Genomic DNA, 25334 nt, shown 5'->3' with positions numbered 1-25334 from the left:
ATTTAAATACTCTTGTTTGGAGTTGAAGGGAGATACGAATATGGGACAACCGGCAGCTAAGAAGGACGATCAGGTGATAGCCACAGACATACATATTGTAATGATTCCGGTAGGGTCAGGCAAAGTACCTGTACCGCTGCCGCACCCTTTCACAGGTGTTATTGACGGGGGTCTCAGCAGTGATGTGAACATTATGGGAAAGCCTGCCGCGACGGTGGATTCAACGGCCACCAACACACCGTCCCATGTTCCTAACGGGGACAGCTTTCAAGCTTCTCCCAGCAATAAGGGAACCATCAAATTGGGGAGTGCTACTGTCAAAATCAATGGGAAGATGGCCGCGAGAAACGGCGATATGGCAATGACCTGCAATGACCCGGCGGATCTTCCTGTGGGAAAGGTCGTCGCAGTAGGCACGGTATTCATTGGAGGCTAGCTGTAGCATGCTTCTTTGCCGCCTTTTAGTCGGGGCTTCAGGTTTAACTGCCGGAAGATATAAAGAATATTAATATTGTGGGCCATGTGGCCGGAGGCCGTAACATGGCGGGAGGTTTGTATGGAAGTAATAGATTTCTTGGGCAAGGGACTCAAATATCCTGTATCGGTAAAAAAGGCAAAAATGAGAACATCAGTGGGAGAAGAATCTATAAAAGAGTCTATTATACTTATTCTGGGGACAGCCAGGGGCGAAAGGGTGATGCGGCCGGATTTCGGCTGCAGGCTAAATGAAATGGTGTTTGCTTCAAATGATTTAAACACCGCAACCTTGATTCAGAATTATGTTGATGAGGCGCTGCTCAATTGGGAACCCAGAATAGAGGTGGAAGCTGTAACAGCAAACATGAGAATGGAAGAGCCCGTTATAGAAATAAATATTGAGTATATTATCAAATCCAGCAATAGTAAGGACAATCTTGTTTATCCATTTTATCTTGAAAGTGTGGGAAAATAATGACGAAAATCTTACCTAAAATCGACCAGCGAAGCCAGGAAGACCTGGTGAGCGAAATAAGACGGCTGCTGCTGTATCATTGTCCCGAATTTGAGGATATTAGTGAAATCAAATCGGACAAACAGGCAGATGCTCTTGTGAATATTTTTGCAAATATGATGGAACGTGTGCTGGGAGCCTTAAACAAGGCACCTGACAAAAATTTTACGGCCTTTTTGAATTTGATAGGTGTAAGCCCCACTGCTCCCAAGGTGGCAAAGGCGGCTGTGATGTTCAAGCTTAAGGAGGATTGGAGTAAAGACGGCTTCATACCTGCCGGGACAAAACTGTCTGCACAGCCTGAAAATCAGGAAGAGGTGGTTTTTGAAACTGAAAATGACCTGACGGTAATCCGGCCGGGTCTGGTCAGGGTGGCGTGCATAGAACCTGCCGAAGACAAATGGAGTGATTTTGATTTTCTTTTGTCGGTTGAAGCTGACGGCAGGGAAGCCGAGCTTTTCAGAGGAGATAATCCTATTCTGCACCGGGTTTATATAGGACATAAAGATATACTGTCCCTTAAGGAGGCTGCAATCAATCTGAACATGCAGCTTGCACAGAATGGCTCTATAAATGCTTCCGCCGACATAAACTGGTTTTATTTTGATGATAAGGGAGAGGCTGTGCCATTGCTGGTTCAGGCAGGACTCAGACAATCGGCCTTTTCTCAAAGCGGGCAGATTTCCTTTTCAAAGGCAGGGGAAATAGCACCTAAAACCATATGTGGATTTGATAAAAACAATGAATATCAGAGCTGGACAAATTACTGGATATTTGCCGAATTGAAATCACCGCTCCTGAATGCCGATCTGATGCCCGAGGTTGAAGCCATGAAGCTGGGAGTGAGGATTACTGAAGCTGCGCTGAGGCCAAAGTCGGCAGTATTCAACTATGCACCCTTGGATTTGACAAAGGATTTTTACCTTTTTGGTGAAAGACCGGCGTTTAATGACAGCTTCTATGTATCCTGCGGGGAAGCATTCTCAAAGGAGACTGCGGACATATCCCTGGAAGTATGGCTTTCAGAAGGAAGGGAAGCCAGTCAGAGCACAAATGCCGTTATTGCCCTGGAGTGCTGGAACGGTGTCAAGTGGAATGAGTTTGGACGGCTTGGAGATGCAAAAAACAAAGGCAATGTCATCTCGGACGACACAGGGGTGTTTACCAGAGATGGGATACTTTTGTTCAAGTGTCCTGCAATTAATTTATACAACCTGAACGGTGAGGAAGACTATTGGATCAGATTCAGAATACTCAGCGGCAACTATGGAAGCGACAGTACAATCGCGTATGACACAAAGACGGTGACAATCCAGGAGGAGGAAGTGCCTCTTTCCCAGGTTGTGTACACTGCGGCCAGCTTTCTTCCTCCATCGGTAAAAGAAATACTCATAAGTTATGAATACAATTCCAAACAGGTATATCCTGAAACTGTAATTACCGAAAACAATTTTCTTTTTGTGGACAGGACGGCGGAATGTTCCTCTCAGGGCAAGACCTTCAAGCTGTTTTCAACCTGTGCCGATTCAAATCCAGCCTTATATTTCGGCTTTGACGGAGATATAAGCAGTTTACCCCTGTCCATGTTCTTTCCGCTTAAGGGAGACCAGGTGGGGGACAAGCCGGTGGTAGCCTGGGAGTATTGGAACGGAAGAAAGTGGCTTACCTTAAGTGTGAATGATGCAATAAGGGATTTTACAAGACGGGAGATACAGCAGTTGTCAATCCCTTTGGATATCAAAAAGGCCGCTCTTTTTGGAACGGCTCAATACTGGATTCGTGCAAGGCTGGAAGAGGGAGACTTTGACATTTTCCCCAAGCTTGATGCCGTATATTCAAATACGGTATGGGCCGCCAATGCGGTTACTCTGAAAGATGAGATACTGGGTTCCAGCAACGGAGAGCCAAGCCAGGTGTTCCAATTCACACGTACACCTGTTCTTCCCAATCAGGTGATAAAGGTGAAGGAAATTCTTGGACAGGTAGCTCCGGTACTATGGGAGGAAGTACAGACCTTCTCACTCTCAGGCCCCGAAAGCAGGCATTATATGCTGGATGCGGACACCGGAAAGCTGACCTTCGGGGATGGGAAAAGCGGAATGATTCCTCCTGCGGGGAAAGAAAATATTATTTCCGATTACAGATATGGAGGAGGTTCACGGGGGAATGTGGAGGCGGACACAATTAAAAAGACCTGGGTTAATTTTGCAGAAATCGATTCGGTTACCAATCCTGTGGGAGCCGATGGGGGATTTAACCAGGAGGAGGCAGAGGAAGCACGAATTCGCGGACCGCATACTTTGAAAAGCTGGGATCGGGGTATTACCTGTGAGGATGTGGAATGGCTGGTACGTGAAGCAGCTCCACAGATAGCAATTGTCAAATGCTTTCCCACAATGGACAGGGAACTGGATTTCACTCCGGGCAAGGCGACTGTCATAGTGGTTCCGGAATACAGCAACCCAAAACCATCTCCCAGCCAGGAGATGTTGAACGAAATTGACAGGTATCTGGCCACCAGGATTGCAGCGGTACTAAACACCTCCCAATTTCCAAGGCTGGATGTTATAGGCCCGGAATATATACGTATCGGAGTTGAAGCAGCGGTAAAATATACAACTCCTGAGTCTGGAAAAATAATTGAAGGACAGATAATGGACAATCTCAGGGAATTTCTGAACCCGCTGCGCGGCGGCCAGGAAAAGACGGGCTGGTCCCTGGGCAAGAACCTGTACATATCGGAAGTGTGCTCTGTGATAAAGAATACTCCCGGTGTTGATTATATTTCCGACATTACGGTCAAGTCCTCCGTCCAGTGCTACACACTGAATATTGAGCAGCTAAAGGACGGACCCTATAAGCCCGGTGTCACATATCCTGCGTACAGTGCCGTAAAAAGCAGGGACAACAGGATTGTATTCGCACTTGCTCAAAAGCTGGAACAGGATAAAGGTGTAAAAACCTTGCTGGTTAAAGGTTTCAGGGAAGGTCATCAGATAGAGCTGACCTACAGAAATCTTCCTCCTGAAAAACTGATTATCAAGGCCGTGGACGGAGATGTTCTTGAATGCAGTACCTATGACGGTGATCCACTGTCCGCGGACTATCCAGTGGGAAGTGACATCCAGTTTGCAGTGACTCCAGATCTTACTTTGCGGTCCTTCATATTGAATGAAATAAAAGGCGGACAGGAGACCTTCTTTATTAAAATGGCCATACTTGAGCCAAGGGATGTGGTCTATTTGAGCCGGAATGACGAGTATACAAATACTGCTCCTTTAAAAATAACCGAGGTGCTGTCAGGGGATGTATTCCTGGAAGAGGATGAACTGGTATACAGCGGTGACCACCTGATAAACAAAAAGCCTGAGCTGCGGTTCCCATACCTTTTGAACAGGGACACGCAAATAATACATGATGCAGGCTATACAGGAGATAACTGCCGTATAACAGATATTCTGAAGGAAGACAGAAGATATCTGGAAAAGGTTGCCGAAGTGCCCGGAGCAGAATTGTGTGACGATTGTATGACTTAAAAAAGGAAAGGAGGTGGAAAAATGTCGCTGCCATTACAAAGTCTGGACGAAATTACCTTTGAAGAACTGATAAAGGAGGCAAAATCCCTAATCCCGGTGTATGCTCCGGAATGGACAAACCACAATCCTTCAGACCCCGGAATAACTCTGGTGGAGTTGTTTGCCTGGCTGTGTGAGATGATTATTTACCGTATTGATCAGATACCGGAGCAAAACTATCTGCGTTTTCTCAATCTGCTTGGAATACAACTGGAGGAAGGGGAGGGACTTGCCTCGGGAATACGCAGGGGAGTACAACAGCTTTCGGAGTGTACCAGAGCTGTTACTGTGGAAGATTATGAGCTGCTGGCTTACAGGGCCCTTATGGAAAAGCCCGGGATAAGGGAGGTTTTTCCCGACATCACCGCGCGAACCATATGTCTGTCCAACAGAGACATGGAAAACAACAAATCGGAGGATTCGGAACAATTCGGACATGTTTCTGTGATTCTCATAGTGTCAACACAAAATCAGCTTGATTTGATGAAGGAAACCTATGATATCAAACAGTATGTCAGGCAATATCTTTCGGAAAGAAAAGTGCTCACAAACCGTGTGCATGTGGTAGACCCTGACTATCAGGATATCAGCATCAACCTGCAGGTGTCGGCCAGGGACGGCAAAATCGCCGATACTGTAAGAAATGTCATAGCGCAGCATATTGATCCTATTGTTGGCGGTGAGGACAAAAAAGGCTGGCCTCTTGGAAGAAACCTGTATAAATCCGATCTGTATTATCTGGTGGAAGGGATTGCGGGAATAGATCACGTCAGGCATATAGAACTTGATGCACCGTCCCTCAAGCCCTATCAGCTTATTAAACTAAAAGAATTAAATATCGAGGTGGAAGCATGAGTTATCCTGAATACAGCAAATATACCCAATACCTCCCTCGAATATTTCAGAAGGGAAATACCGAGGACAGCGAAGACTATTTTCTCGGCCGTTTCCTTAAGGCCTTTGAGCAGATTCTGTCGGGAGGTACAGAACTGCAGGAAACGGTGGGAATTGAAAAACTTTTGAACGAATTTGACCTGTATCTGGATCCTGACAGGACCCCTCCGCAGTTTCTGGAGTGGCTTGCCGGATGGGTGGCACTTGAACTGGAGGATACAGCCGACTTTTTCGGCACTGAAGACAAGGAGCTGAAGAATTCCCTTCAAAATCAGGTCCTGCCGCTGGAACAGCCGCGCAAAACAATAAACAGGCAAATGATCGGCGCCATTGTACAGCTATACAAAAAGCGCGGAACCTGTAACGGATTGTTGGAATACCTGCAGCTTTATGCAGGTGATGAGACTACCATATCAATCAATGAGTTTCAGGAGACTGCAAGAATAGGAAATAAAAGAGAAGTCGGTCAGAACACCATGGTTGGCAGCTCGTCCCCCTGCTTCTTTTCAGTAAACGCTATAATCCCGGCGCACAGCAGAAGCATGCTGAACAACAAGGTTGCACTGATGCGCAGGGTTATTGAAAACGAAAAACCTTTTTATACCAATTACAAGCTTAATGTTGAGATACCTGCATTGAGAATCGGAGTCTATTCAAAAGTGGGAAGAGAGACTCTGGTTGGCGGAATGATTGAGGATTAAGCATAACTTTGACTAAAACATTATGAAATCCGGAGGAAGTGGCAATGGGTAAAGAATTAAAAAGAATGCGCTATTTTGACGGACTCCTGTTGGATGCGGAAGACTATAAGCTTGATCAGAATTATCAAAAAAGGCTTCAGCAGCTTCACAACCGTTACCTGCATACCTGGGGTATCGTAGCAGGACTGGAGGTTGAACCGTCAGTACAATATCTGAAGGTCGCAGTAAAGGAAGGGATTGCAATAAACCAGGTGCAGGACAGCAACGGTGAGAGTACCAGCCAGTACATATATATTACCGACAAGCATCCTGACAGTATTATAGATCTGTCTCCCTTCAGTGCGGGAGATGACATCTACATTTTTGTCAGCTATGAAGAAGAGCTTATGGACAAGGACGACCTGGAAAAGGGCAAAGGACAGGAAATCCACATATATGAACGGGGACGCATAAAATATGCTATGGTCAAGCCCAAGGATGACAAGGCAAATGTAATTCTGGCAAGAGTACAGATGAAGTTGGTGGATAATAAGAAGTACCTGGGGAAGGACTGTATATTTGAAACCCAGCCGGACGGAACTCAGTTGAGGAGGTATGCGGGACCTGCGGGACGTGTACTCGCCATTGAAAAAATTATTTTCAAATTAACCGAGGATATAAAGGGGATGCCCTTCATCAAGGCTGTGGACCGGGGTAATGCCGGCACGGGACTGGAGGTTAATGCTTTAAAAGCCAATTTTTCCGGTTCTGTTAATGTTGCCGGAGATCTTATAGTTAACGGAAAACTGCAAAATGATGATGCAAAGGCAAATGAACTCCTGATCTCAAACTGCTTTGTCCAGGTTAACAGCAGGCCGGAAGAGGGTGAATGGAAACCGCAGGATGGAGGTCTGGAGGTATATAGGGGTGATTCCACGGATTCTCCCGATGCAAGACTTGTCTGGTCGGAAACGGATAAAAAGTGGAAGATCGGTCTGGGCAGCAACCTCTGGGATATAGCCTATGGCCCTGTGTGGGAAAGACTTATAAAAAGTGATATAGCCGATGAACTGCATAAACATTCCGTTCTGAGCTATCCGGGAGGCAATGCCCTTGAAGCTGACGCCTCGGGAAACCTGGCAGTAAAGGGAAACCTGTGTCTGGGAGACAAGACAATGTTGTTGAGAACCTCCGACAATACAGCCCACGGACTGGGATGGTTCGGCAGCGACAAGCTTTTTGCCGGAATAAATGTGGACGGTCCGGTCCTGTACGGCCTTAAAGGGGGAATCATGGGGACTACCGACGGTGGGCAGAGACCCATAATATCCTGGAACAGTCTGGGAAATGTGGGTATTGATACTCCGAGCCCCAAGGATGACAAACTGGAAGTCACAGGGAGCCTCCGTATATTAAGCCAATCCAACCCTGTCAGATTTACTTCCATGTGGAGCGGCTTTCCTGACGGAAATAAGAATTGTGCTGAAATAAGCAATGATACCAGTTATCATAAGGCTCTTATGATTGTTGGTAATCAATCTGCCGGACAGGGCAGGAAGGTAGCCATTTGGGACAGGCTGGACGTGAACGGCTTCCTGTATGTAAACGGCAATATGCAGCTTACTCAGGCTCTCACCCCAAGTGCCGGCAGCGGCAGGAACGGAATAATATTTCCCAGCGATCCCGGAGGAGGCTCAGGGGATTCTGCATGGCTGAAGTACTATGCGCGGAGCGGAGAAGCCTGTACCTTTGAAATAGGAACCTCAAATGACGCCAATGACCACATCTCATTAATGGCATCCGGCAACCTGGGAGTGGGAACACTAAATCCAAACGACAAGCTGGATGTCAGTGGATGGATGAGGGTACTCAGCGGTTCAAATCCCTTGCGCTTTACATCCTCCTGGAGCGGGTTTCCCGATCAGGCTGGAAATCAGGCGGAGATATGCAATGATACCACTAACTATAAATCGTTGATGATTGTGGGCAACAAATCCAGTGGCAGCAGAAAGGTTTCTATCTGGGACAGGCTTGATGTAAACGGAACCACACAGGTCAACGGCGATATTCAAACCGTATGTGCAATCGTACCCAGTGTGGGGAGCGGAGACAACAATGGAATAACCTTCCCCAAAAACTACTACGGCGGCACTGGTGATGCTGCCTGGATAAAATACTACTCTGATCTGAACCGTGGCGGCGGAGAGAACATGACTCTTGAAATCGGCATATCCAATGACGTGGGTACGGGGGGATACTATGGCGGAGGAGACCGTATCAGGCTCTACGCCACAGGAGGAGTTTATGTGGACGGATATTTTTACTACAGCTCTTCTCGTGAATTGAAGGAAAACATTAATTCACTTTCCACCAAAAAGGCAAAAGAAATCCTGGAAGGAATGAATCCTGTCAGCTTTAATTTCAAGGGTGACAGCGAAAAGACCACCCTGGGCTTCATTGCGGAAGATATGCCGGATGCGGTTGCGGCTAACGATCAGAAGGCCATAAGCCCAATGGAGATTATTGCCGTACTCACAAGTGTGGTAAAGGATCAAAGAAAGTCAATAAATAAAATGCAGCAGGATCTGGACAAGATGGCTGCTGGCAGGAACTAATCAATACTGACTGAGTAACCGCACTAAAAGCGGAATGGAGGACAAAATGAAAGAACAAGTGGAGTCAAGAATAAATGAGCTCAGAGTTGAGCTTGAAGCCGGACAGAAGGCAATGGAAGAATTGGATATTCAACGCTCAAATATCACATATGCACTGCTTCGCATCAACGGAGCCATACAGGTACTTGAGGAACTGTTAAATAAAGATGAAGCCTCTGTTTCGTAATGAACTTATTTATTAATGCCAGAGTTCTGGCAGTATTTTGAGTATCCGGAGGAAGAGGCAAATGGGAAAAGAATTAAAAAGAATGAACTATTTTGACGGACTCCTTTTAAAAGCAGAAGACTACAGCCATGACAAGGATTACATCAGAAGACTACAGGGAATCCATAACCGCTATCTCCATACCTGGGGAATAGTGGGCGGCCTCGAGGTCAATCCTGTAATTGACGGTAATATGGAAGTGGTCGTTACTGAAGGAGCGGCGCTGGATTCGGTAGATGGAGAATACGGGCCGGATGTAAAAGAGAGTACCAGCAGGCTGATTTTGATATATGAGGGACATCCTGAAAATCCTCTGGATCTTTCCGAATATCCTGCAGGCGCAAACATCTACATAACCGTCAGCTACTGTGAAACCGGAGCTGACAGGGATAATGAAAAGGGGCAGGGCCAGGAAATACATGTTTGGGAATGTGCAAAACTGAGTCACAGCAGTGAAAAACCCAAGGACGTAAAGAAGGATGTTATCCTGGCACGGATTGTACCAAAAGTCGTAGAGCGGGAATTTATCAATAATGATGGTGAAAGGGACACCTACCAGGAAGTTATTATTGACAGTACCTGCATATTTGACGCGGATACGGACGGAACCCCCTTAAGGGTATATGCAGGTCCCTATGCACGTGTGCTTGAACTGCAAAGGTTCATATTCAAATTGGGTGAAGAAATTGAAGAGATGCCCTACCTCACCGAGACGTTAGATGTGAAGACAAGGGAACACCATTTGGATATAAACTCAGAATCCGTCAAATTCAGCGGAGAGGTTGAGATTGCCAAGGACCTTTGGTTTCGGGGACAATTGATTTCCAAAAAAGATGGAAAGATCACTCATGAGTTTGAAACCGAGGAAAATATCTTTCAGGTGAACAGTATAAATGTGATCAATCCGGAATTGTGGAAAAAAAGGGACGGAGGACTTGAAGTCTTCAGAGGAGGAAACGCTTCCGACCCGGATGCCCGCATTGTATGGTCCGAGCAGGAGGCAAGGTGGCTTGCCGGAATAGGCCTTGATTTAGGTCCCATAGCAAGTGGTGCGGGCTGGGATAAGATGATAAACAAATCCTTTGTGGATTCTCATGGCCACAGCAGGCTGTTTTCCTCAAAGGGAACTGTTCTGGAGGTGGATAATTCAGGAACTGTTTCCGGCAGGACAGGCTTGTCTGTGCCCGAAAGAATACTGATGTCCCCCGGTAATTCCGTAACAGGCCTGGCCTGGTATGGAGAAGGACGGCCATATGGTTCCCAGCCCGTTGAAGGGCCGGCGCTGACCGGCTTGAAGGGGGGCATGCTGGGTACCACCGAGAATGGTCAGAGGCCGGCTCTATCCTGGAATTCAAGCGGAAATGTGGGTATAGGCCCGGTTAATGCTACATCCGACAAGCTTGAGGTATCCGGCAGTATAAGACTGCTGAGCAAATCAAATCCCATAAGACTTACATCGGAGTGGACCGCCTTTCCGGACCTTACTACCAACCAGGCAGAAATATGCAACGATACCGTATACCATAAGGCCTTGATGATAGTGGGCAACCAATCGGCAGGACAGGGCAGGAAGGTTTCCATATGGGACAGGCTGGACGTGAACGGGCTTCTCCAGGTAAACGGCAGCATGCAGCTCTCCCAGGCTCTCAATGTAACTGCAGGTTCGGGAAACAACGGTATTGTTTTTCCAAATGATCCGGGAGGAGGCCTGTGGGATGGAGCATGGGTCAAATACTACCCGAGAAGCGGTGAAGCGTGTACCCTTGAAATCGGAACGTCAAACGACGGGGATGACAATATATGCCTTATGGCCTCAGGAGGTACCGGGGTAGGAACCGCAGAACCCAAGGACAGTTTTGATGCGGTTGGCATGACTCGAATCATGAGCAGTACAAATCCCATAAGGTTTACATCAGCCTGGAGCGGTTTTACCGAGGCGTCTTCAAGGAATTCGGAAATATCCAATGACATTTCGGGCTACAAAACGCTGATGCTTGTTGGAAACAGGTCGGCGGGCCAGGAAAGAAAGGTATCCATCTGGGATAATCTGGATGTGCATGGAACCATGAGAGTGACAGGAAATCTCATTGCAAAGGGTGCTATCGTACCGGGAGTGGGAAACTGTGACGTCAAGGGTATCATGTGGGAAAGAGACAAGTATGGAGGCAGCGGGGATGCGGCCTGGATAAGGTATTATTCCGACCCGCAGCGAGGCGGCGGGGAAAACATGACGCTTGAAATAGGAATAGCGAATGACTCCAATCTGCAGTCATATTCCTACAGCGAATTTGTCAGAACATGCCCCTATAGCTGGGTCAGCAATCCCTGCGGCTATTACAGGACTGTCAGTTATTCCTTTTATGGCAACGGGGGTGACAGGCTGCGCCTCTATGCAAGCGGAGGAACCTATGTGGACGGAAATCTGTATTATTCCTCAACCAGAGAATATAAGCAAAATATTTCAGACCTTGAAAAGTCATCGGCCCAGGCGGCGTTCGAAAAGCTGGAACCGGTGGAATTCAATTTCAAGGGGGATATGAAAAGAAGAACCCTGGGCTTCATAGCGGAAGAGGTTCCCGAGATGTTCTCGGCAAATGATAAAAAGGCAATCAGCCCCATGGAGATAATTGCGGTTCTGGTAAGCGAAGTCAAGGAGCAGGAAAAGCTTATTGCCAAATTAAAGAAAAGAATTACCGCCCTTAAGGCTAAATAAATGAAAATACTGACGGATTGGAGGGAGAAGAGTGAAAGAACTGCTGGAGAAAAGAGTTAATGAACTGAAAAATGAGTTCGAGAACGGACAAAAAATACTTGAGGAATTGGACGCAAAACGTACAAATCTTACACAGACACTTTTGAGGATCAGCGGAGCCATACAGGCATTGGAAGGGTTGCTTCCAAAAGAGGGAGAGAGCAATTAACTGAAACATAAAGATTAGGTTTCATAAATTTGAGAATTCGGAGGAACGAAAAATGTCAAACGAAATCAAGCGTATGAAGTATTTTAACGGTCTGTTGCTGAAGGAAGAGGACCTTGCACTTGAGCAGGAATACCATATGAAACTTCAGCGCCTTCATAACAGGTTTTTTCATGACTGGGGAGTTGTAGACGGATTGACCGTTACCCCAGTGGGAGGCTATCCTCAGGTTACAGTTTCCCAGGGCCTTGCACTTAATAGAATAGCAGTTGAGGAAACAAATGAAAAGTTCAGCCAGGAGATCTGGATTTGTGATAACCATCCCGACAATCCTGTTGATTTATCAGGGTATGATGCAAATAAAGACATATATATTACTGTCGTATATGAAGAGGCCGCCGCCGACAAGGACAACAAAAAAGGCGGTGACAAGGAAATACACATCTGGGAACGCGGAAGAATCAAACATAGAAGTGATATGCCCGAAGATCCCAGCAAGGAAGTGGTACTTGCCAGAGTAAGGCTCAGTTCCACTGAAGCCGGAGGGAAGACTGTCTCGGAAGTAGCTGAAAAAGAGGCAGACGGTATAACACAAATCCGTACATATGCTGTGACCCAGGGGACGGCTCAGGAATTTGCAAAGATATCCATAGGAGAAAAGGACAAGCTGAACCTGCCGTATTTAACAGGGTTCATTGACAGAACACTGAGCCAGAATGACGGGCTGGAAGTACATTCTCCATATACCAAATTTTCAGGCAAGGTAATAAGCGGGGAGCTCAAAGCAAATGGCAATATGAATGTCAATGGAGTACTGACAGTCAATGCCAATAATGCGGAGGCTTTCAAGGTGGATTCAAGCGGAGGTGTCAATATTTCAAAAAATGCCGCTGTTGCAGGAACTCTTTCGGCAGCGGGAGGCATACAGGTAAGCGGGGAGAATACAACCCTTAATACCACGAATGTTATTATGACCGGCAATATGCTTACCGTCAGCAAATACACTCCGAAGACCGGCGAAATAGATCCAAGGATACAGAGCAGCGGTGTGGAGGTGTTCAGAGGCGGAGAAAGGCCAAATGCAAAACTGGTTTGGGATGAAGTGAGCAAGAGCTGGAAGGCTGGTACTGACATAAAGGAGGGTGACGGCGGAAGCGGATTGTACAATTTGGCTTACGGTCCTGACTGGGAAAAGATACATAACGGGTCAAATGCTGATGAGCTCCACAAACACAGTACGGTTTTCGGAACTGACGGAAGAGCGGCTCTCACTGCTGATGACAAGGGAAATATCAATATCGATAAGAAGATAACTGTCACAGGCAGTATTGTTGCCAAAGGTGGAATTGAAGTTCCAAGTCAGGAATCCAGTGCCAGGCTGGTGTGGAATGAAGAAGATCAGCGCTGGCAAATAGGCCTTGGAACTGAAATGTATAATATACCCTATGGAAAGTCCTGGCAGGATTTGACCACCGGAACCAATGCCGACTTATACCACAGCCACAGCGAATTCTACAACGGGGATGGCAATCTTGTAATGAGCGGAACTCCCTCCGGCGATGTGAAGGTCTATTCTGATCTGGCCGTTGCCAAGAACCTGACGGTTGATGGAAATCTCACGGTAAAGAATAAGACCGAATTCACCGAAGTTCAGCAGGTGATTACAGAGAGTGTGGTTTTGGTCAATAAACCGAATAACGGGCAGCAGCCAATCTCGGAAGGCGGCCTGGAGGTTTACCGGGGTGAGGGGCTGCCCAATGCCAGATTGATCTGGGACGAGGGCAGTGACAAATGGAAGATTGGAACCGGTCCAAGTCTGATTGAAATACCCAGCGGCATAGAATGGGAATATCTCACCCACGGACAGGTGGCGGATGGGCTTCACAGCCACGGTGCCCTTACAGATGAAGAGGGCACGCCGATTGTAGATATTGATGTGGATGGAAATGTGCAAATGCTGGGCGATTTGAATATAGACGGCGATGTGGCTGTTGAAAAAAATGCGTCGGTAAAGGGTGACATGGGTGTGGACGGCTCGGTTACCATAAAAGGCGATCTTACAATAAAGGGCAAGCAATCTGTGCTGAATACCACGACAATAAATGTTGACAACAATACCATAGTTGTCAACAGGTATACCGGTACCAGCGTACCCATCAAAAATGAAGGCGGCCTGGAGGTTTACCGGGGCGGAAGTGCGCCTAACGCGAAGATAATCTGGAATGAAGCTGAAGGAACATGGAAAATCGGCACGGGAAACAATATGAAAGAGCTTCCCTATGGAGATAAGTGGGACACTCTTACACAAAAGCTGTCAGCAGATAAACTCCACAATCACAGCATGCTTTGTGACAAAAACGGAACCTCTGCCATAGGCTTCAATACCAACGGAGATATCGGCATCGGTAAAAATACCAAAATAAACGGAACTCTCGGGGTTGAAGGCTCAGTGACCGTAAAAGGCGATTTGGATGTAATAGGGACAGTTACGTCTGTTAACAATATAGTAAACAAAATCGAGAGTCAGGTGGAAGACAGTGTTCTCCTGCTTAATAAATTTGAAGGAAGCACTCCGCCGCTTAACGAGAGCGGTATAGAAATCTTCCGGGGTGATGCGAAACCTAAAGCCAGAATGATATGGGATGAAGCCGCCCAGGTCTGGAAAATGGGCTTGGGTGATGAACTTAAGGAAATAGCCTCCGGGAAGGTATGGGACAAGCTCACGACCCAGAAAAATGCCGATTCGCTGCATAAGCACGGACAGCTTTATAATGAGAAAGGTGATATCCTTTCCCTGAGCACCCGGGCTTCGGGAAGTGTGGATGTGGCACATGACCTCACAGTGGGGCAGGACCTGACAATTCTGGGGAATCTGGATGTCAGGGGAGGTCTCACCAGGATAAACAGCTCGAACATTGAAGTAGTAGGCAATTCCATAACTCTCAACCGGTTTGATTCCGGTGAGTTGAAAAAGATAGACAGCGGTATTTCCATCTTCAGGGGAAATACTCAAAACAGTGCCATACTGGCCTGGGATGAGGCCAAAAGCAATTGGAAAGTGGGTATGTCCAACGGCACCCAGCATTTAAGGATAAATCAGGACGGAAGTATTCAGACCCCTTCCGCGGCAGTTGAGGGTGATTTCACAGCAGGCAGTGCATATATCAAAAACAGCCTGATATTAAAGGACGGTATCCAGATAGACAGGGATGAGGAGCCAAAGCCGGTAATCAAGTGGGTAAAGGATTTGAACCAGTGGATAATCGGAGTAGGGCAGGTTGGATTTATAACCGCAGACAGCAAGGGAAATGTGGGAATAGGTAATTCCACACCCCGGCAAAGATTGGATGTGGCAGGAAGCGCTGTTGTCAGCGGGGATATGAATATAGCCGGAGCTTCAACCATTGCCGGGAAACTGATTGCGGGAAGTACTGAAGTAAACGGAAATCTGAAGGTGGCAGGAGATTTCTCTCTGAAAAAGGGCATTGAAGTTGAAAGAGAGGGTAATAACGGCACAAAGCTTGATCCCGCAAAAATCATATGGAAGGAAGCCGATATGAAATGGTATCTGGGGTATGGCGACAACCTTGATCCCATTATTCTCGACAGCCAGCATACACACTGGAAGCTGTATTCTCCGGATGAAAAAACCGTTGCTGTGACTGCGGATGAAAGCGGCAATATTGGAATAGGTACAACAGCGCCTGAGGCCAAGCTTGATGTGGCCGGAGATGCCATTGTAAACGGGAAGCTGCAGGTAAAAGACACCCTGGAGGTAACGGGCAGTGCTTTTGTCAATGGAAAGGTGACCGCCATGGACTCCTTCGAATTATACAGGGAGGGTGCAGACGCTGCAATACTGTACTGGAATGCGGGAAGTGATTCCTGGCAGGCCGGCACCGGAAGCAATCTCAAAAACATTTCACTTTCCGGGCATAAGCACAACAGTTTGTATTCAGGTGACTCCGCCACAGTATTGGTGGACGGCAGCGGAAATGTGGCAATCGGAAAGACGGCGCCTGAAGCCAAGCTTGATGTTTCAGGAAATATCAGGGCCAACGGAGCCATAATATCCGGGAACATTTCAGCAGTGGGCAGCATTAAGGGCTCCGATGCCGATATAAGCGGATTGCTGAAAACGGCAAATGCCACGGTTACCCAAAATTTAACCGTGGAAGGAAATCTTACTGTAAATGGTGATGTTGTAACTGTAAACACTAAAACTCTTGAGGTGGAAGATAATATAATTACAATCAACAGGTACAGCACCGCGCCTTCACCTGCTAACACAAGTGCAGGTATCGAGGTTTACAGAGGAGGAACGGCTGCAAATGCCCAGTTGCTGTGGAACGAGGCGGCCGGCGGAATATGGCAGGCCGGCACCACAGATGGCCTGAAAACCTTGTGCTTCGATGACCACAAGCATGTGGAGCTTACTGCAATTACAGGTATTATCACTGCAAAGGACGGGAAAGTCGGAATAGGCACCGCTTCACCTTCAGAAAAACTGGATGTGGAAGGAAATGCGGATATCAGCGGGAAAATTTCTGCCGGAGAGGCCGGTATTTCAGGCAGGCTCACTGCAGCCAGCGCTGCTGTCAGCGGCACTCTTGATGCAGATATAATAGCAGCCGGGAATATCAGTGTGAGCGGAGCTCTCAATGCAGGCAGCGGCGTGGAATTTACCCGTTCAGGAGATCCAAAGAAAGCCAGGCTTCTCTGGAGTGAAGCCGACAAGATGTGGCAGGCCGGAATAGAGGGAGACCTGAAGAACATCTCCTTGAATGGCCATACACATGCTGAAATAACCAACATAACCGGAGTATTGACTGTAAAATCGGGCAATGTGGGAATAGGCAACACAAATCCGGCTAAAAAGCTTGATATTACCGGGGATGCAGGCATCAGCGGCAAATTGTCGGCTGCCAGCGTTGGAGTGACAGGTGGTTTGACAGCCAAGGATATTACGGCAGAAACTATCTCAACAGGCGTCGTTTCGACGGAAAGCCTGACAGCGGGCAGCATATCAGCAGATGGAAGCAAGCTTACCGCAGCCGCGGCAGACATCTCAGGTGTGCTCACTCTGAGTGAGGGGATTAAAGCAGCCGGTGCCAAAGAAGGCAGGATCATTTGGGACGAGGAAAAAGGCCATTGGCTGGCAGGAACCGAGGACAGCCTTGAAGCTATTGGCTTTGCAGAACACAGACACACTAACCTTTTCACCGAGGCCGGAGAGGAAATATTAAGTGTCAATTCCGCAGGGAACATCGGTATTGGCAAAGAGCCGTCAGAAGGTGTGAAGCTTGATATCGACGGAATAGTAAAAGCAACCAACATCACCCAGACATCTTCAGCCTCATATAAGGAAAATATAGAAGAGCTCCCCGTAAAAACAGCCCTGGAGCTGTTGAAAGGCTTAAATCCGGTATCCTTTGACTACAAGGGGAACTACTTCAAGAAGCACAATATAGGCTTCATAGCAGAGGAAGTGCCGGAAATATTCACAACCTCCGACAGCAAATCCATTTCCATAATGGACATAGTTGCAGTACTGACCTCTGTAGTTAAAAAGCAGCAGTCGGAAAGTGCTGCTATGAGAAAACAGCTCAATGCACTGCAAAAGCAGGTGGCTGAACTCATCGGTGCCTGATATTGGAATACAGGCAGGAAGCCCGTGCTGTACAGCACGGGCTTCCTGGATTTAAAGGGGAAAATCTTACACGAATATATGATTGAACTATTGAATCAATAGAGGATTTTACTATTTGGCTTCAGTAAAGGTTATATTCATGGAAACCTCGGTGCCGGCTCTGGAAACTACGGCTTTAACCGTATCTCCAGCCTTATGCTTTTTCTTGACAGCGTCAAGGTCGGACATGGTTTTGATTTTTGTGCCGTCAAGGCTCAGCAGTACATCGCCCTTTTTCATACCGGCAGTCTGAGCGGCTCCGCCGGGAGTGACCTCTGAAATGTATACTCCTACCGGAAGGCCATACATTCTGGAAATATCCTCGGTTACCTCTTGAGCAGATATGCCTATCAAGGGTTTACCCTTGACATAGCCATAATCCTTAAGCTGATCCACTATGGGCTTGGCCGTATTCATGGGGATTGCAAACCCAAGGCCTTCAACACCTGCGACCGATATCTTTGCGGAATTTATTCCGATTACCTGACCTTTTGAATTAACCAGCGCACCTCCGCTGTTGCCGGGATTGATTGCCGCATCTGTCTGTATAAGGCTCATGCTGTTGTCTCCCGTATCCAACTGCCTGTTAAGGGCACTTATTACTCCATAGGTCACCGAACCTGCAAACTCCATTCCCAGAGGATTGCCTATGGCCACAGCGGGATCGCCTACTTCAACCTCGGAGGAGTCTCCCAGTTCGGCAGCCGGCAGATCGGAAAGGTTGATTTTAATAACTGCAAGGTCATTTTCACTGTCTCCGCCTACAAAGGTTGCCTTTGCTTCTCTCTTGTCAGGCAAATATACTGTCAGGGTGGTGCTGGCAGCGCCGTTTTTAGGATCGGCATACTGTACTACATGATAATTTGTTATTATATATCCGTCCTGCGTAAATATGATGCCGGAACCTTCTGAATCGGAAGTGGATGATCTGCTGCCGTAAAATGCCGACTGCCTTGTTGACTGTACCGACATTTTAATTCCTACTATAGACGGGCCCACCTTTTTTGCTATCTGTGCTACAGAAAGGTTACCCGTGCTTTCGTTAAAAAGATTCGTTACCTTTAACTGGTCTGTGGTGGCTATGGACAGCTTTGTGGACGATACGCCGTCATTCAGGGCCGTATTTAAGGCCGAGGTTTGCTTAAGTGCACTTACCTGGGTGTCCAACTGCCTGGAAAAACTTGAGTACATTGCTCCGCCCACGGCAAAGCTTGTGACAAGTGAAGTTACCAAAACCAGTGAAAGATAAGTAATAAGCTTTCCGCCTCTTTTTTTACGGGGTACTGTAATTATTTCATTATTACTGTATGTGTGATTATCATAGTTATAGTCATGCTGGCCCTGATAATTCCAATCTTCATTGTTATAACCGTTATTGTTCATATTTTACTCCTCCAATCCTTAATTTCATTAAATTTATCCTATGCTTATATAATAGACGCTAATTATGTATTTTTTAAGGAGAAAAAATTAATAATCTGTTATAAAATTTAGAACAAATTGTTAACAACTTTAAAAACACCTTATAAAATAACCAAGGCAGGTAAAATATTACCTGCCTTCTGCTTCTTTTTTGGTTTCGCCGTTTTCAGGCACATATCTTTCATTTACAAAAGTGAAATCACAAGGTATTTCTTCACTGAAAATTTCAAATAACGACTTGCTTGCGTTTCCATCAACATCAACCAGCACGTGTTCCTCCAGTACCGCAATAACCTTTCCGTAGCCTATAAACTTGTCATCGCGGGTTATTGCTATCGTGTCGTCCTGTAGAATAAATTCCTTTCTCTCACATTGGATTATCATAAATTCACCTGACAGATATATACTCACTTTCTGAATAGTATGAAAATTTTGCTATAAATTGGATGCTTCTAAGTACGAAAGTGGCATTATTATTTATACCCTTTGAAGGGCAGCTTTATACCTGCGGGAAGAGGGATTTGGAGCACAAAAAAACATATATCCTTTATAGGCTGTGTAGATATATAATAAAATATTAGTAATAATAGTGGTATGCAACATCTGAAGCCATAGCCGGGCAATATAAGTTTCAGATGTCACAGACCACTGGAATTATAGAAAAACTACCTGTTGCAGTTATTTGCAAAAAAAATTGCCTGTGATGAGAGATGGAGGTTTATATGGGGTTTGTGGAATTCAGAAATGTGTATAAGCGCTATAAAATGGGAGAAGTGATTATTAACGCTGCCAATGGCATTAATTTTGAAATAGACAGGGGCGAATTCGTGGTAATAGTGGGGCCCAGCGGAGCGGGAAAAACAACCGTTCTTAATATACTGGGGGGAATGGATACCTGTGATGAGGGAGAAATAATTGTTGACGGTCAGAAAATCAATGAGTACAAAGCCCGGCAGTTGATAACCTACAGAAGATTTGACATAGGTTTTGTCTTCCAGTTTTATAACCTTATACAAAATCTCACTGCCAGGGAAAATGTAGAGCTGGCTTCCCAAATATGCAAGGACCCCATGGATGCGGAGGAAATTCTCAGGGAAGTAGGTCTGGGAGAAAGAATGGGGAATTTTCCCGCTCAGCTTTCAGGGGGGGAACAGCAGAGGGTAGCCATTGCCAGGGCCCTTGCCAAGAAGCCTAAACTGCTTTTGTGTGACGAGCCTACGGGAGCTCTGGATTATGCAACCGGCAAAAGTATACTCAAGCTTTTGCAGGATACTTGCAGGCAGAACGGTATGACTGTTATTGTAATAACCCATAATATGGCCATTACACCTATGGCGGACAGAGTCATCAAAATCAAAAACAGCAAAGTTGAAAACATGGGGCGAAACCACAGTCCTGCAGATGTAGAAACTATAGAATGGTAGAGGGGAGGCGGAGACTGTATGAAGAACGCTCATTTAAAAGATACCTTCAGAGAACTGTGGCGTACCAGGAGCAGGTTCATAGCGATCTTTGCAATTATAGCCCTTGGCACCGGCTTTTTTGCAGGAGTAAAGGTTACTTGTCCGGATATGCAATTGACCGCCGACAGGTATTTTGACGATTATAAACTTATGGATCTCAGGCTGGTTTCCACTTACGGCTTTAACCGGGAGGATGCGGAGGCTGTCAGGGGCAGCGAGGCTGTGAGGGAAATAATGCCTGCATATACCCTTGATGCAATAGTAAAAACAAAAAATGAAGACAAGGTAGCAAAGATACATTCCATTCCTGTGGGCGGGACCGGCGGCAGCAATACCGGATACCTTAACCGGTACAGGGTAATTGAAGGCCGGCTGCCGCAAAAGCAGGGTGAGTGTGCCATTGAAAAAGGAAAGCTGGGCGGCATAAGCATAGAGCTGGGGGAAAAGATAACCCTGGACAGCGGTAAGGAAGGCGAGGCTATTACCCACCGGCTCAAAAGGTCAACCTATGAGGTTGTGGGCTATATTGAAACACCTTATTATCTTACTTTTGAAAAAGGAACCTCCAGCCTTGGAAATGGGACGGTGACCTTATATGCGGCTATACCGGAAGAGGATTTCAATATGGAGGTCTACACCGATATATATCTTACCCTTAAGAGCACGCAGGACCTTTCTGCCTTCAGCAGCAAGTATGAGTCTTCAATAACTGCCGGCAAGGAAAAATTTGAGGCAATAGCAGATGTCAGAGAGGAACAGCGCTTCAGCGAAACTTATAAGACTGCGGAAGAAAAGCTTGAGGATTCAAAAAAACAACTGGCAGACGGTGAGAAGGAACAAAAGGAGAAGCTGGCGGAAGCTCTTGAAAAGCTGGAGAAGGGCGAAGCGGGTATCCAAAGCGGAAGGCGGGAGCTGGCCAGGCAAAAAAGTGAGTATAACAGTAAGACCGCAATGGCAGCAAAGGAAATAAACAAGGCGAAAGAGCAGCTTGAAAGCGGGGAAAAGCAATATTTCCAACAGCTCTCCCTTTTCGAGAAAAACAAGGAACTCCTGCCTCCGGAGCAGGCAGCCTTAAACGAAGCTGCCCTGAAAGAGGCCCGGAAAAAACTTGATGCAGGTGCCGCGGAGCTGGAAAAACAGAAGGCTGTTTATGAAAAATCAAGGGAAGAGGGTGCGCAAAGGCTTCTGAAAGCTGGGCAGGATATTGACGCTCACGAGAAGGAATTGATTGATGGCCGCAATGAATATGAAGAGCAGAAAAAGGCTTCCCACAAGAAACTGCAGGATGCCAAAAAGGAGATAGCAGAGGCTGAAGGGAAGCTGGAGGACATTGAGAAGCCACAGTGGTATATAACCGGCAGAAATAACAATCCCGGATATTCTTCCTATTCTGAGGACACCAAAAGAGTTGATGCCGTAGCACGTATATTCCCGGTATTTTTCTTCATAGTGGCCGCATTCGTATGCCTTACCACAATGACCAGGATGGTGGAGGAACAAAGAACTCAGATAGGCACTCTCAAGGCGTTGGGCTACGGGAATTTTACCATAGCAGCAAAATACCTTGTTTATGCGGCCACAGCCAGCATTGCAGGCAGCATGGCCGGACTGGCCGTGGGGCTTAAGCTGTTTCCGTATGTTATTACAAATGCGTATGGCATGCTGTACAGACTGCCTCCCACAATTATGCCTTTCAGGGCTGACTATGTTTTCTGGATCACTTTGGGAGCCCTGGCCTGTACCTCTCTTGCGGTATATCTGGCCTGCTACAAGGAGCTGACCGAGCAGCCGTCTGCACTGATGAGGCCCAAGGCTCCCAAGATGGGAAAAAGGGTGCTGCTGGAAAGGGTTCCCTTCATTTGGTCCAGATTGAATTTTTTCAGTAAGGTAACCGTAAGAAATCTTTTCAGATACAAGAAAAGGCTTTTTATGACACTGCTGGGAGTGGCGGGCTGCACAGCGCTAATGCTGGCAGGCTTCGGGCTGAGAGACGCAATTTCCAGCATTGTTCCAAAGCAATATGGTGACGTTTTCAAGTTTAATGCGATGATAATTCTCGATGAAAATGCGAAGGAGCAGGAACGGACAGAGGCTCTTGAGATTTTAAGCCGGGACGGCAATATACAAAGCACTCTCGATGTTCGTATCAAAAATTATGAAGCAGGCTATAACGGCGATTGGCAAAAGGTCAATCTTATAGTGCCCGGCGACAGGGATAAATTACAGGAATTCATATCCATCCATAAGATGAAGGGTAAAAAGCCCATAGAGCTTTCCCATAATGGAGTTGTAATAGGAGAGAAGCTTGCAAAGACCCTTGACCTTCATGCAGGAGATAAAATGACAATAAAGGATGGGGATTTTAAAAGTGTAGAGGTTACAATCGATGGGATAAATGAAAACTATGCACTGCATTATGTATATATGACAGCAGAGCTGTACCGGGAGAAATTCGGAGAAGAACCTGTTCTCAACGGAGTGCTGGTTACCATGAAAGAGGTTTCACAGGAATCGGAGGATCAAATAAGCTCAAAACTGGTAAATAAAAAGGCGGTGCTGCAAATGAATTTCAACAGGACCAACCAGCAGAACTTTTCGGATATGGTGGGGAATCTCAACAGCATAGTATTTGTAATGATTATTTCGGCTGGAGCACTTGCCTTTGTGGTGCTGTATAACCTCACAAACATAAATATAACCGAAAGAATCAGAGAAATAGCAAGTATCAAGGTTCTGGGGTTTTATGACCTGGAGGTGTCGGAATATGTATTCAGGGAAAATATTATTCTCACCTTGATAAATGTGTTCATAGGACTTCTGGGAGGGATTGTGCTGAACAGGTTTGTGCTTGAAACCTCTGAGATTGACGTTGTAATGTTCGGCAGGGAAATTTACTGGTACAGCTACGTTATGTCGGCTTTGCTCACGGTTGCCTTTGCAGTGCTGGTCAATATAGTCATGCACTTCAGGCTGAAGAAGATAAGCATGATAGAATCATTAAAATCTGTTGAGTAAGCCAACGGCTTGGACGGCTGCCCGAGATATATGCAATCAGCCCGGGCCCGGGAGCAGATATTTCCAGGACCTGTACTCCCGGGCAGCAAGCCGGGTTATTCAATTGAAAGAACTTTATAGGAGCCGGGCCGCAGGAATATCTTATAATATGTCATTCCTTTTCCGGTCCGTTTCTCCAGGGTGGCGCCCATTCTGTGCCTGTTGGTGGCAAGCTGTCTGAGGACGGCATCCTCCCTGTGAACGGCAATGGTCACTTCTGCATTGGTTTCCCTGAAGGAATGGACTATAAAGGTATTATTGTCATAAAGGAACAGGGAGATTTGAGAGGGTGCCTCCATATGAAGGGGCAGTTCCTTTGAGGCCTCTTCCCTGAGCACATTCAGGATTCCTGCGGGGTAGCTGTACAAATCTCCGGGGTTATCGGGGATGGTAAGTACATATAGCCTTCCACTGCTGTATTTGTTTTCAAGCAGAACGGGATGGTTATTGTGGTTGTCGATGCCCACGGCTCTTTGCCAGGTATCGTTGGTTTTAAAAGCGATATGCGGTATCAGGATATCCCTGTCCGACTGTTGATAATCCTTGAAGGAACAGGTCTCCATAGTGGCTGCAAAGGTCTTTACCAAGGCCTTCCTGTCGGTGCAATATATCTCTGCAATGTCGGACAGCTCGCTGTTCAGTGCTTTTAACAGGCCTGAGGTGATAATGACTTGCCCTCCAGCCTTAAGACTGGCTTTTATCTTGTCGGCAATGGCGGTATCCTTTTTTGCACTTTCAGTCAAAAGCAGCAGCTTGCTGTGGACAGGGTATTCAGGAGTTGGCTGCAGGGGCAGGCCCAGCATTCCCAGGTAACCGTGGAGGAAATCCTCTCCGTCTGATTTAAACGGCTTGTAACAGGGGATGCCCATGGGTTCTCCAAGCTTTCCCGCCAGCCTGTCCAGCTCTTTTAACACATGTCCCGCTATTGGAACACATATACTGTAATCAGATGCCAGCAAGCCTGCACAAAAAAGGGTTATTTCCTTTGCCTTGGCAAAAGCCGTCAGGTTCAACTGTTCCACATAGGCGTTCAATGAACAGTCAAAGGTGTCAAACCAGCCGCCCAGGTTTTTTCCGGGCTTGATACTCTCAAAGTATCTCATGATAAAATAGCCCAAATACCTTTGAAGTACCTGCTGGGTGTACTGTGAGTCCCTTGTCTCGGTTCCCGTATAGAAGGAGTCGAAAATCCCGGCCTGATCGCCTGGAGTATATCCTGTGAATTGATGGTGGTCATACCAGTTCGGGTACTTTATTATCATGTTTATGTCAGGCTTCAACTGCTTTGCAGTCTTAACTATCTCCTGGGATACCTCAGCCATCTGTGCCGTCCTGAAATCCGGCCAGCTCCTTGTGCCTTTAGTCTCAATACAACGATCGCATTTGCAGTTGGTAAAATAAAAGTCATCCAGGATGATTTCATCAAAAATACCTGCTGTATAAGCCACAATTTCATTCAACTGCTTTCTCTGCTCCGGGTCGCTATAGCAGAAAGAACGGAAATCCCAGATGATATCACACTTCTGTGTTGTGGTTATGGCACCGGATACCTTGATCCCCTTTTTGTTGAAGAATTCCTTGCAGGCCAGCATATCCTCCTTGGACAAATATGTACTGCCTCGGTAGGTTTCAAGGTAGACCTTGGAAATTTCAATGTGTTTGGAGAAAAAGTCATAGGTTTCTTCAAAGATATTTTCTCTTTTAAGCACTTCCAGATCATATGCATTGTAAAAAATTGCTGTGGAAAAGTTTTTGTAGGACATAAACA

Annotated in this window: 15 protein-coding genes; 12 read left to right on the top strand and 3 right to left on the bottom strand. The window is 46.5% G+C overall.

Annotated features, from left to right (window positions below; translation table 11 throughout):
• The first annotated feature begins 40 nt into the window (after nt 1-40).
• From CLHUN_RS04645 to CLHUN_RS04605, 10 genes are all read left to right on the top strand, one after another.
• Nucleotides 41-436, top strand: a complete 396-nt coding sequence (locus CLHUN_RS04645) for a PAAR domain-containing protein (RefSeq protein ID WP_080063393.1) — start codon at nt 41-43, stop codon at nt 434-436.
• Nucleotides 437-556: 120 nt separating this feature from the next.
• Nucleotides 557-952 (top strand): GPW/gp25 family protein, encoded by a 396-nt coding sequence (locus CLHUN_RS04640; RefSeq protein WP_080063392.1) that lies wholly within the window; start codon nt 557-559, stop codon nt 950-952.
• Nucleotides 952-4527 carry a putative baseplate assembly protein gene (locus CLHUN_RS04635; RefSeq protein ID WP_080063391.1) on the top strand — a complete coding sequence of 1192 codons (3576 nt, stop codon included), beginning with the start codon at nt 952-954 and terminating at the stop codon, nt 4525-4527. Before CLHUN_RS04640 ends, CLHUN_RS04635 begins: the two co-directional genes overlap by 1 nt.
• A gap of 21 nt (nt 4528-4548) precedes the next feature.
• A complete protein-coding gene (locus CLHUN_RS04630) occupies nt 4549-5421 on the top strand; it encodes a baseplate J/gp47 family protein (protein WP_080063390.1) in 873 nt (290 codons plus the stop codon).
• Nucleotides 5418-6161, top strand: coding sequence for a phage tail protein (locus CLHUN_RS04625; protein WP_080063389.1), 744 nt, complete (start codon nt 5418-5420; stop codon nt 6159-6161). The genes CLHUN_RS04630 and CLHUN_RS04625 overlap by 4 nt, the downstream gene beginning before the upstream one ends.
• A 44-nt stretch (nt 6162-6205) precedes the next feature.
• Nucleotides 6206-8755, top strand: a complete 2550-nt coding sequence (locus tag CLHUN_RS04620) for a tail fiber domain-containing protein (protein ID WP_080063388.1) — start codon at nt 6206-6208, stop codon at nt 8753-8755.
• 46 nt (nt 8756-8801) lie between these two features.
• Nucleotides 8802-8981: a hypothetical protein gene (locus CLHUN_RS04615; protein ID WP_080063387.1), complete on the top strand. Its 180-nt coding sequence runs from the start codon at nt 8802-8804 to the stop codon at nt 8979-8981.
• A gap of 61 nt (nt 8982-9042) precedes the next feature.
• Nucleotides 9043-11733: a tail fiber domain-containing protein gene (locus CLHUN_RS04610; RefSeq protein WP_080063386.1), complete on the top strand. Its 2691-nt coding sequence runs from the start codon at nt 9043-9045 to the stop codon at nt 11731-11733.
• 31 nt (nt 11734-11764) lie between these two features.
• The gene (locus tag CLHUN_RS22030; protein ID WP_165755654.1) at nt 11765-11941 is read left to right on the top strand and encodes a hypothetical protein; all 177 of its coding nucleotides are present in this window, start codon (nt 11765-11767) and stop codon (nt 11939-11941) included.
• A 52-nt stretch (nt 11942-11993) separates the two neighbouring features.
• Nucleotides 11994-17588, top strand: a complete 5595-nt coding sequence (locus CLHUN_RS04605) for a tail fiber domain-containing protein (protein ID WP_080063385.1) — start codon at nt 11994-11996, stop codon at nt 17586-17588.
• A gap of 111 nt (nt 17589-17699) precedes the next feature.
• Here CLHUN_RS04605 and CLHUN_RS04600 read toward each other — a convergent pair whose 3' ends face one another.
• Complete coding sequence (locus tag CLHUN_RS04600; RefSeq protein WP_080063384.1) at nt 17700-19010, bottom strand: S1C family serine protease; 1311 nt, start codon at nt 19008-19010, stop codon at nt 17700-17702.
• A 168-nt stretch (nt 19011-19178) separates the two neighbouring features.
• Nucleotides 19179-19433, bottom strand: coding sequence for a hypothetical protein (locus CLHUN_RS04595; RefSeq protein ID WP_080063383.1), 255 nt, complete (start codon nt 19431-19433; stop codon nt 19179-19181).
• Between the two features lie 338 nt (nt 19434-19771).
• Here CLHUN_RS04595 and CLHUN_RS04590 point away from each other — a divergent pair, with 338 nt between their 5' ends.
• Together CLHUN_RS04590 and CLHUN_RS04585 are read left to right on the top strand one after the other, a co-directional pair.
• A complete protein-coding gene (locus tag CLHUN_RS04590; RefSeq protein WP_080063382.1) occupies nt 19772-20473 on the top strand; it encodes an ABC transporter ATP-binding protein in 702 nt (233 codons plus the stop codon).
• Nucleotides 20474-20491: 18 nt separating this feature from the next.
• Nucleotides 20492-23527, top strand: a complete 3036-nt coding sequence (locus CLHUN_RS04585) for an ABC transporter permease (protein WP_080063381.1) — start codon at nt 20492-20494, stop codon at nt 23525-23527.
• A 95-nt stretch (nt 23528-23622) separates the two neighbouring features.
• On the opposite strand, the gene CLHUN_RS04580 is transcribed toward CLHUN_RS04585, so the two are convergent.
• Nucleotides 23623-25329 (bottom strand): hypothetical protein, encoded by a 1707-nt coding sequence (locus CLHUN_RS04580; RefSeq protein WP_080063380.1) that lies wholly within the window; start codon nt 25327-25329, stop codon nt 23623-23625.
• Nucleotides 25330-25334 lie beyond the last annotated feature (5 nt).

Source organism: Ruminiclostridium hungatei (assembly GCF_002051585.1).
Taxonomy (GTDB): domain Bacteria; phylum Bacillota; class Clostridia; order Acetivibrionales; family DSM-1351; genus Ruminiclostridium; species Ruminiclostridium hungatei.
The sequence above is the reverse complement of the archived record's forward strand: the minus strand, read 5'-3'. Positions and strand labels throughout refer to the sequence as shown.

Excerpts from the sequence above, each read along its gene's own strand:
- CLHUN_RS04645 (WP_080063393.1), top strand. The coding sequence starts at position 41 with ATGGGACAACCGGCAGCTAAGAAGGACGATCAGGTGATAGCCACAGAC.
- CLHUN_RS04640 (WP_080063392.1), top strand. The coding sequence starts at position 557 with ATGGAAGTAATAGATTTCTTGGGCAAGGGACTCAAATATCCTGTATCG.
- CLHUN_RS04635 (WP_080063391.1), top strand. The coding sequence starts at position 952 with ATGACGAAAATCTTACCTAAAATCGACCAGCGAAGCCAGGAAGACCTG.
- CLHUN_RS04630 (WP_080063390.1), top strand. The coding sequence starts at position 4,549 with ATGTCGCTGCCATTACAAAGTCTGGACGAAATTACCTTTGAAGAACTG.
- CLHUN_RS04625 (WP_080063389.1), top strand. The coding sequence starts at position 5,418 with ATGAGTTATCCTGAATACAGCAAATATACCCAATACCTCCCTCGAATA.
- CLHUN_RS04620 (WP_080063388.1), top strand. The coding sequence starts at position 6,206 with ATGGGTAAAGAATTAAAAAGAATGCGCTATTTTGACGGACTCCTGTTG.
- CLHUN_RS04615 (WP_080063387.1), top strand. The coding sequence starts at position 8,802 with ATGAAAGAACAAGTGGAGTCAAGAATAAATGAGCTCAGAGTTGAGCTT.
- CLHUN_RS04610 (WP_080063386.1), top strand. The coding sequence starts at position 9,043 with ATGGGAAAAGAATTAAAAAGAATGAACTATTTTGACGGACTCCTTTTA.
- CLHUN_RS04605 (WP_080063385.1), top strand. The coding sequence starts at position 11,994 with ATGTCAAACGAAATCAAGCGTATGAAGTATTTTAACGGTCTGTTGCTG.
- CLHUN_RS04600 (WP_080063384.1), bottom strand. The coding sequence starts at position 19,010 with ATGAACAATAACGGTTATAACAATGAAGATTGGAATTATCAGGGCCAG.
- CLHUN_RS04595 (WP_080063383.1), bottom strand. The coding sequence starts at position 19,433 with ATGATAATCCAATGTGAGAGAAAGGAATTTATTCTACAGGACGACACG.
- CLHUN_RS04590 (WP_080063382.1), top strand. The coding sequence starts at position 19,772 with ATGGGGTTTGTGGAATTCAGAAATGTGTATAAGCGCTATAAAATGGGA.
- CLHUN_RS04585 (WP_080063381.1), top strand. The coding sequence starts at position 20,492 with ATGAAGAACGCTCATTTAAAAGATACCTTCAGAGAACTGTGGCGTACC.
- CLHUN_RS04580 (WP_080063380.1), bottom strand. The coding sequence starts at position 25,329 with ATGTCCTACAAAAACTTTTCCACAGCAATTTTTTACAATGCATATGAT.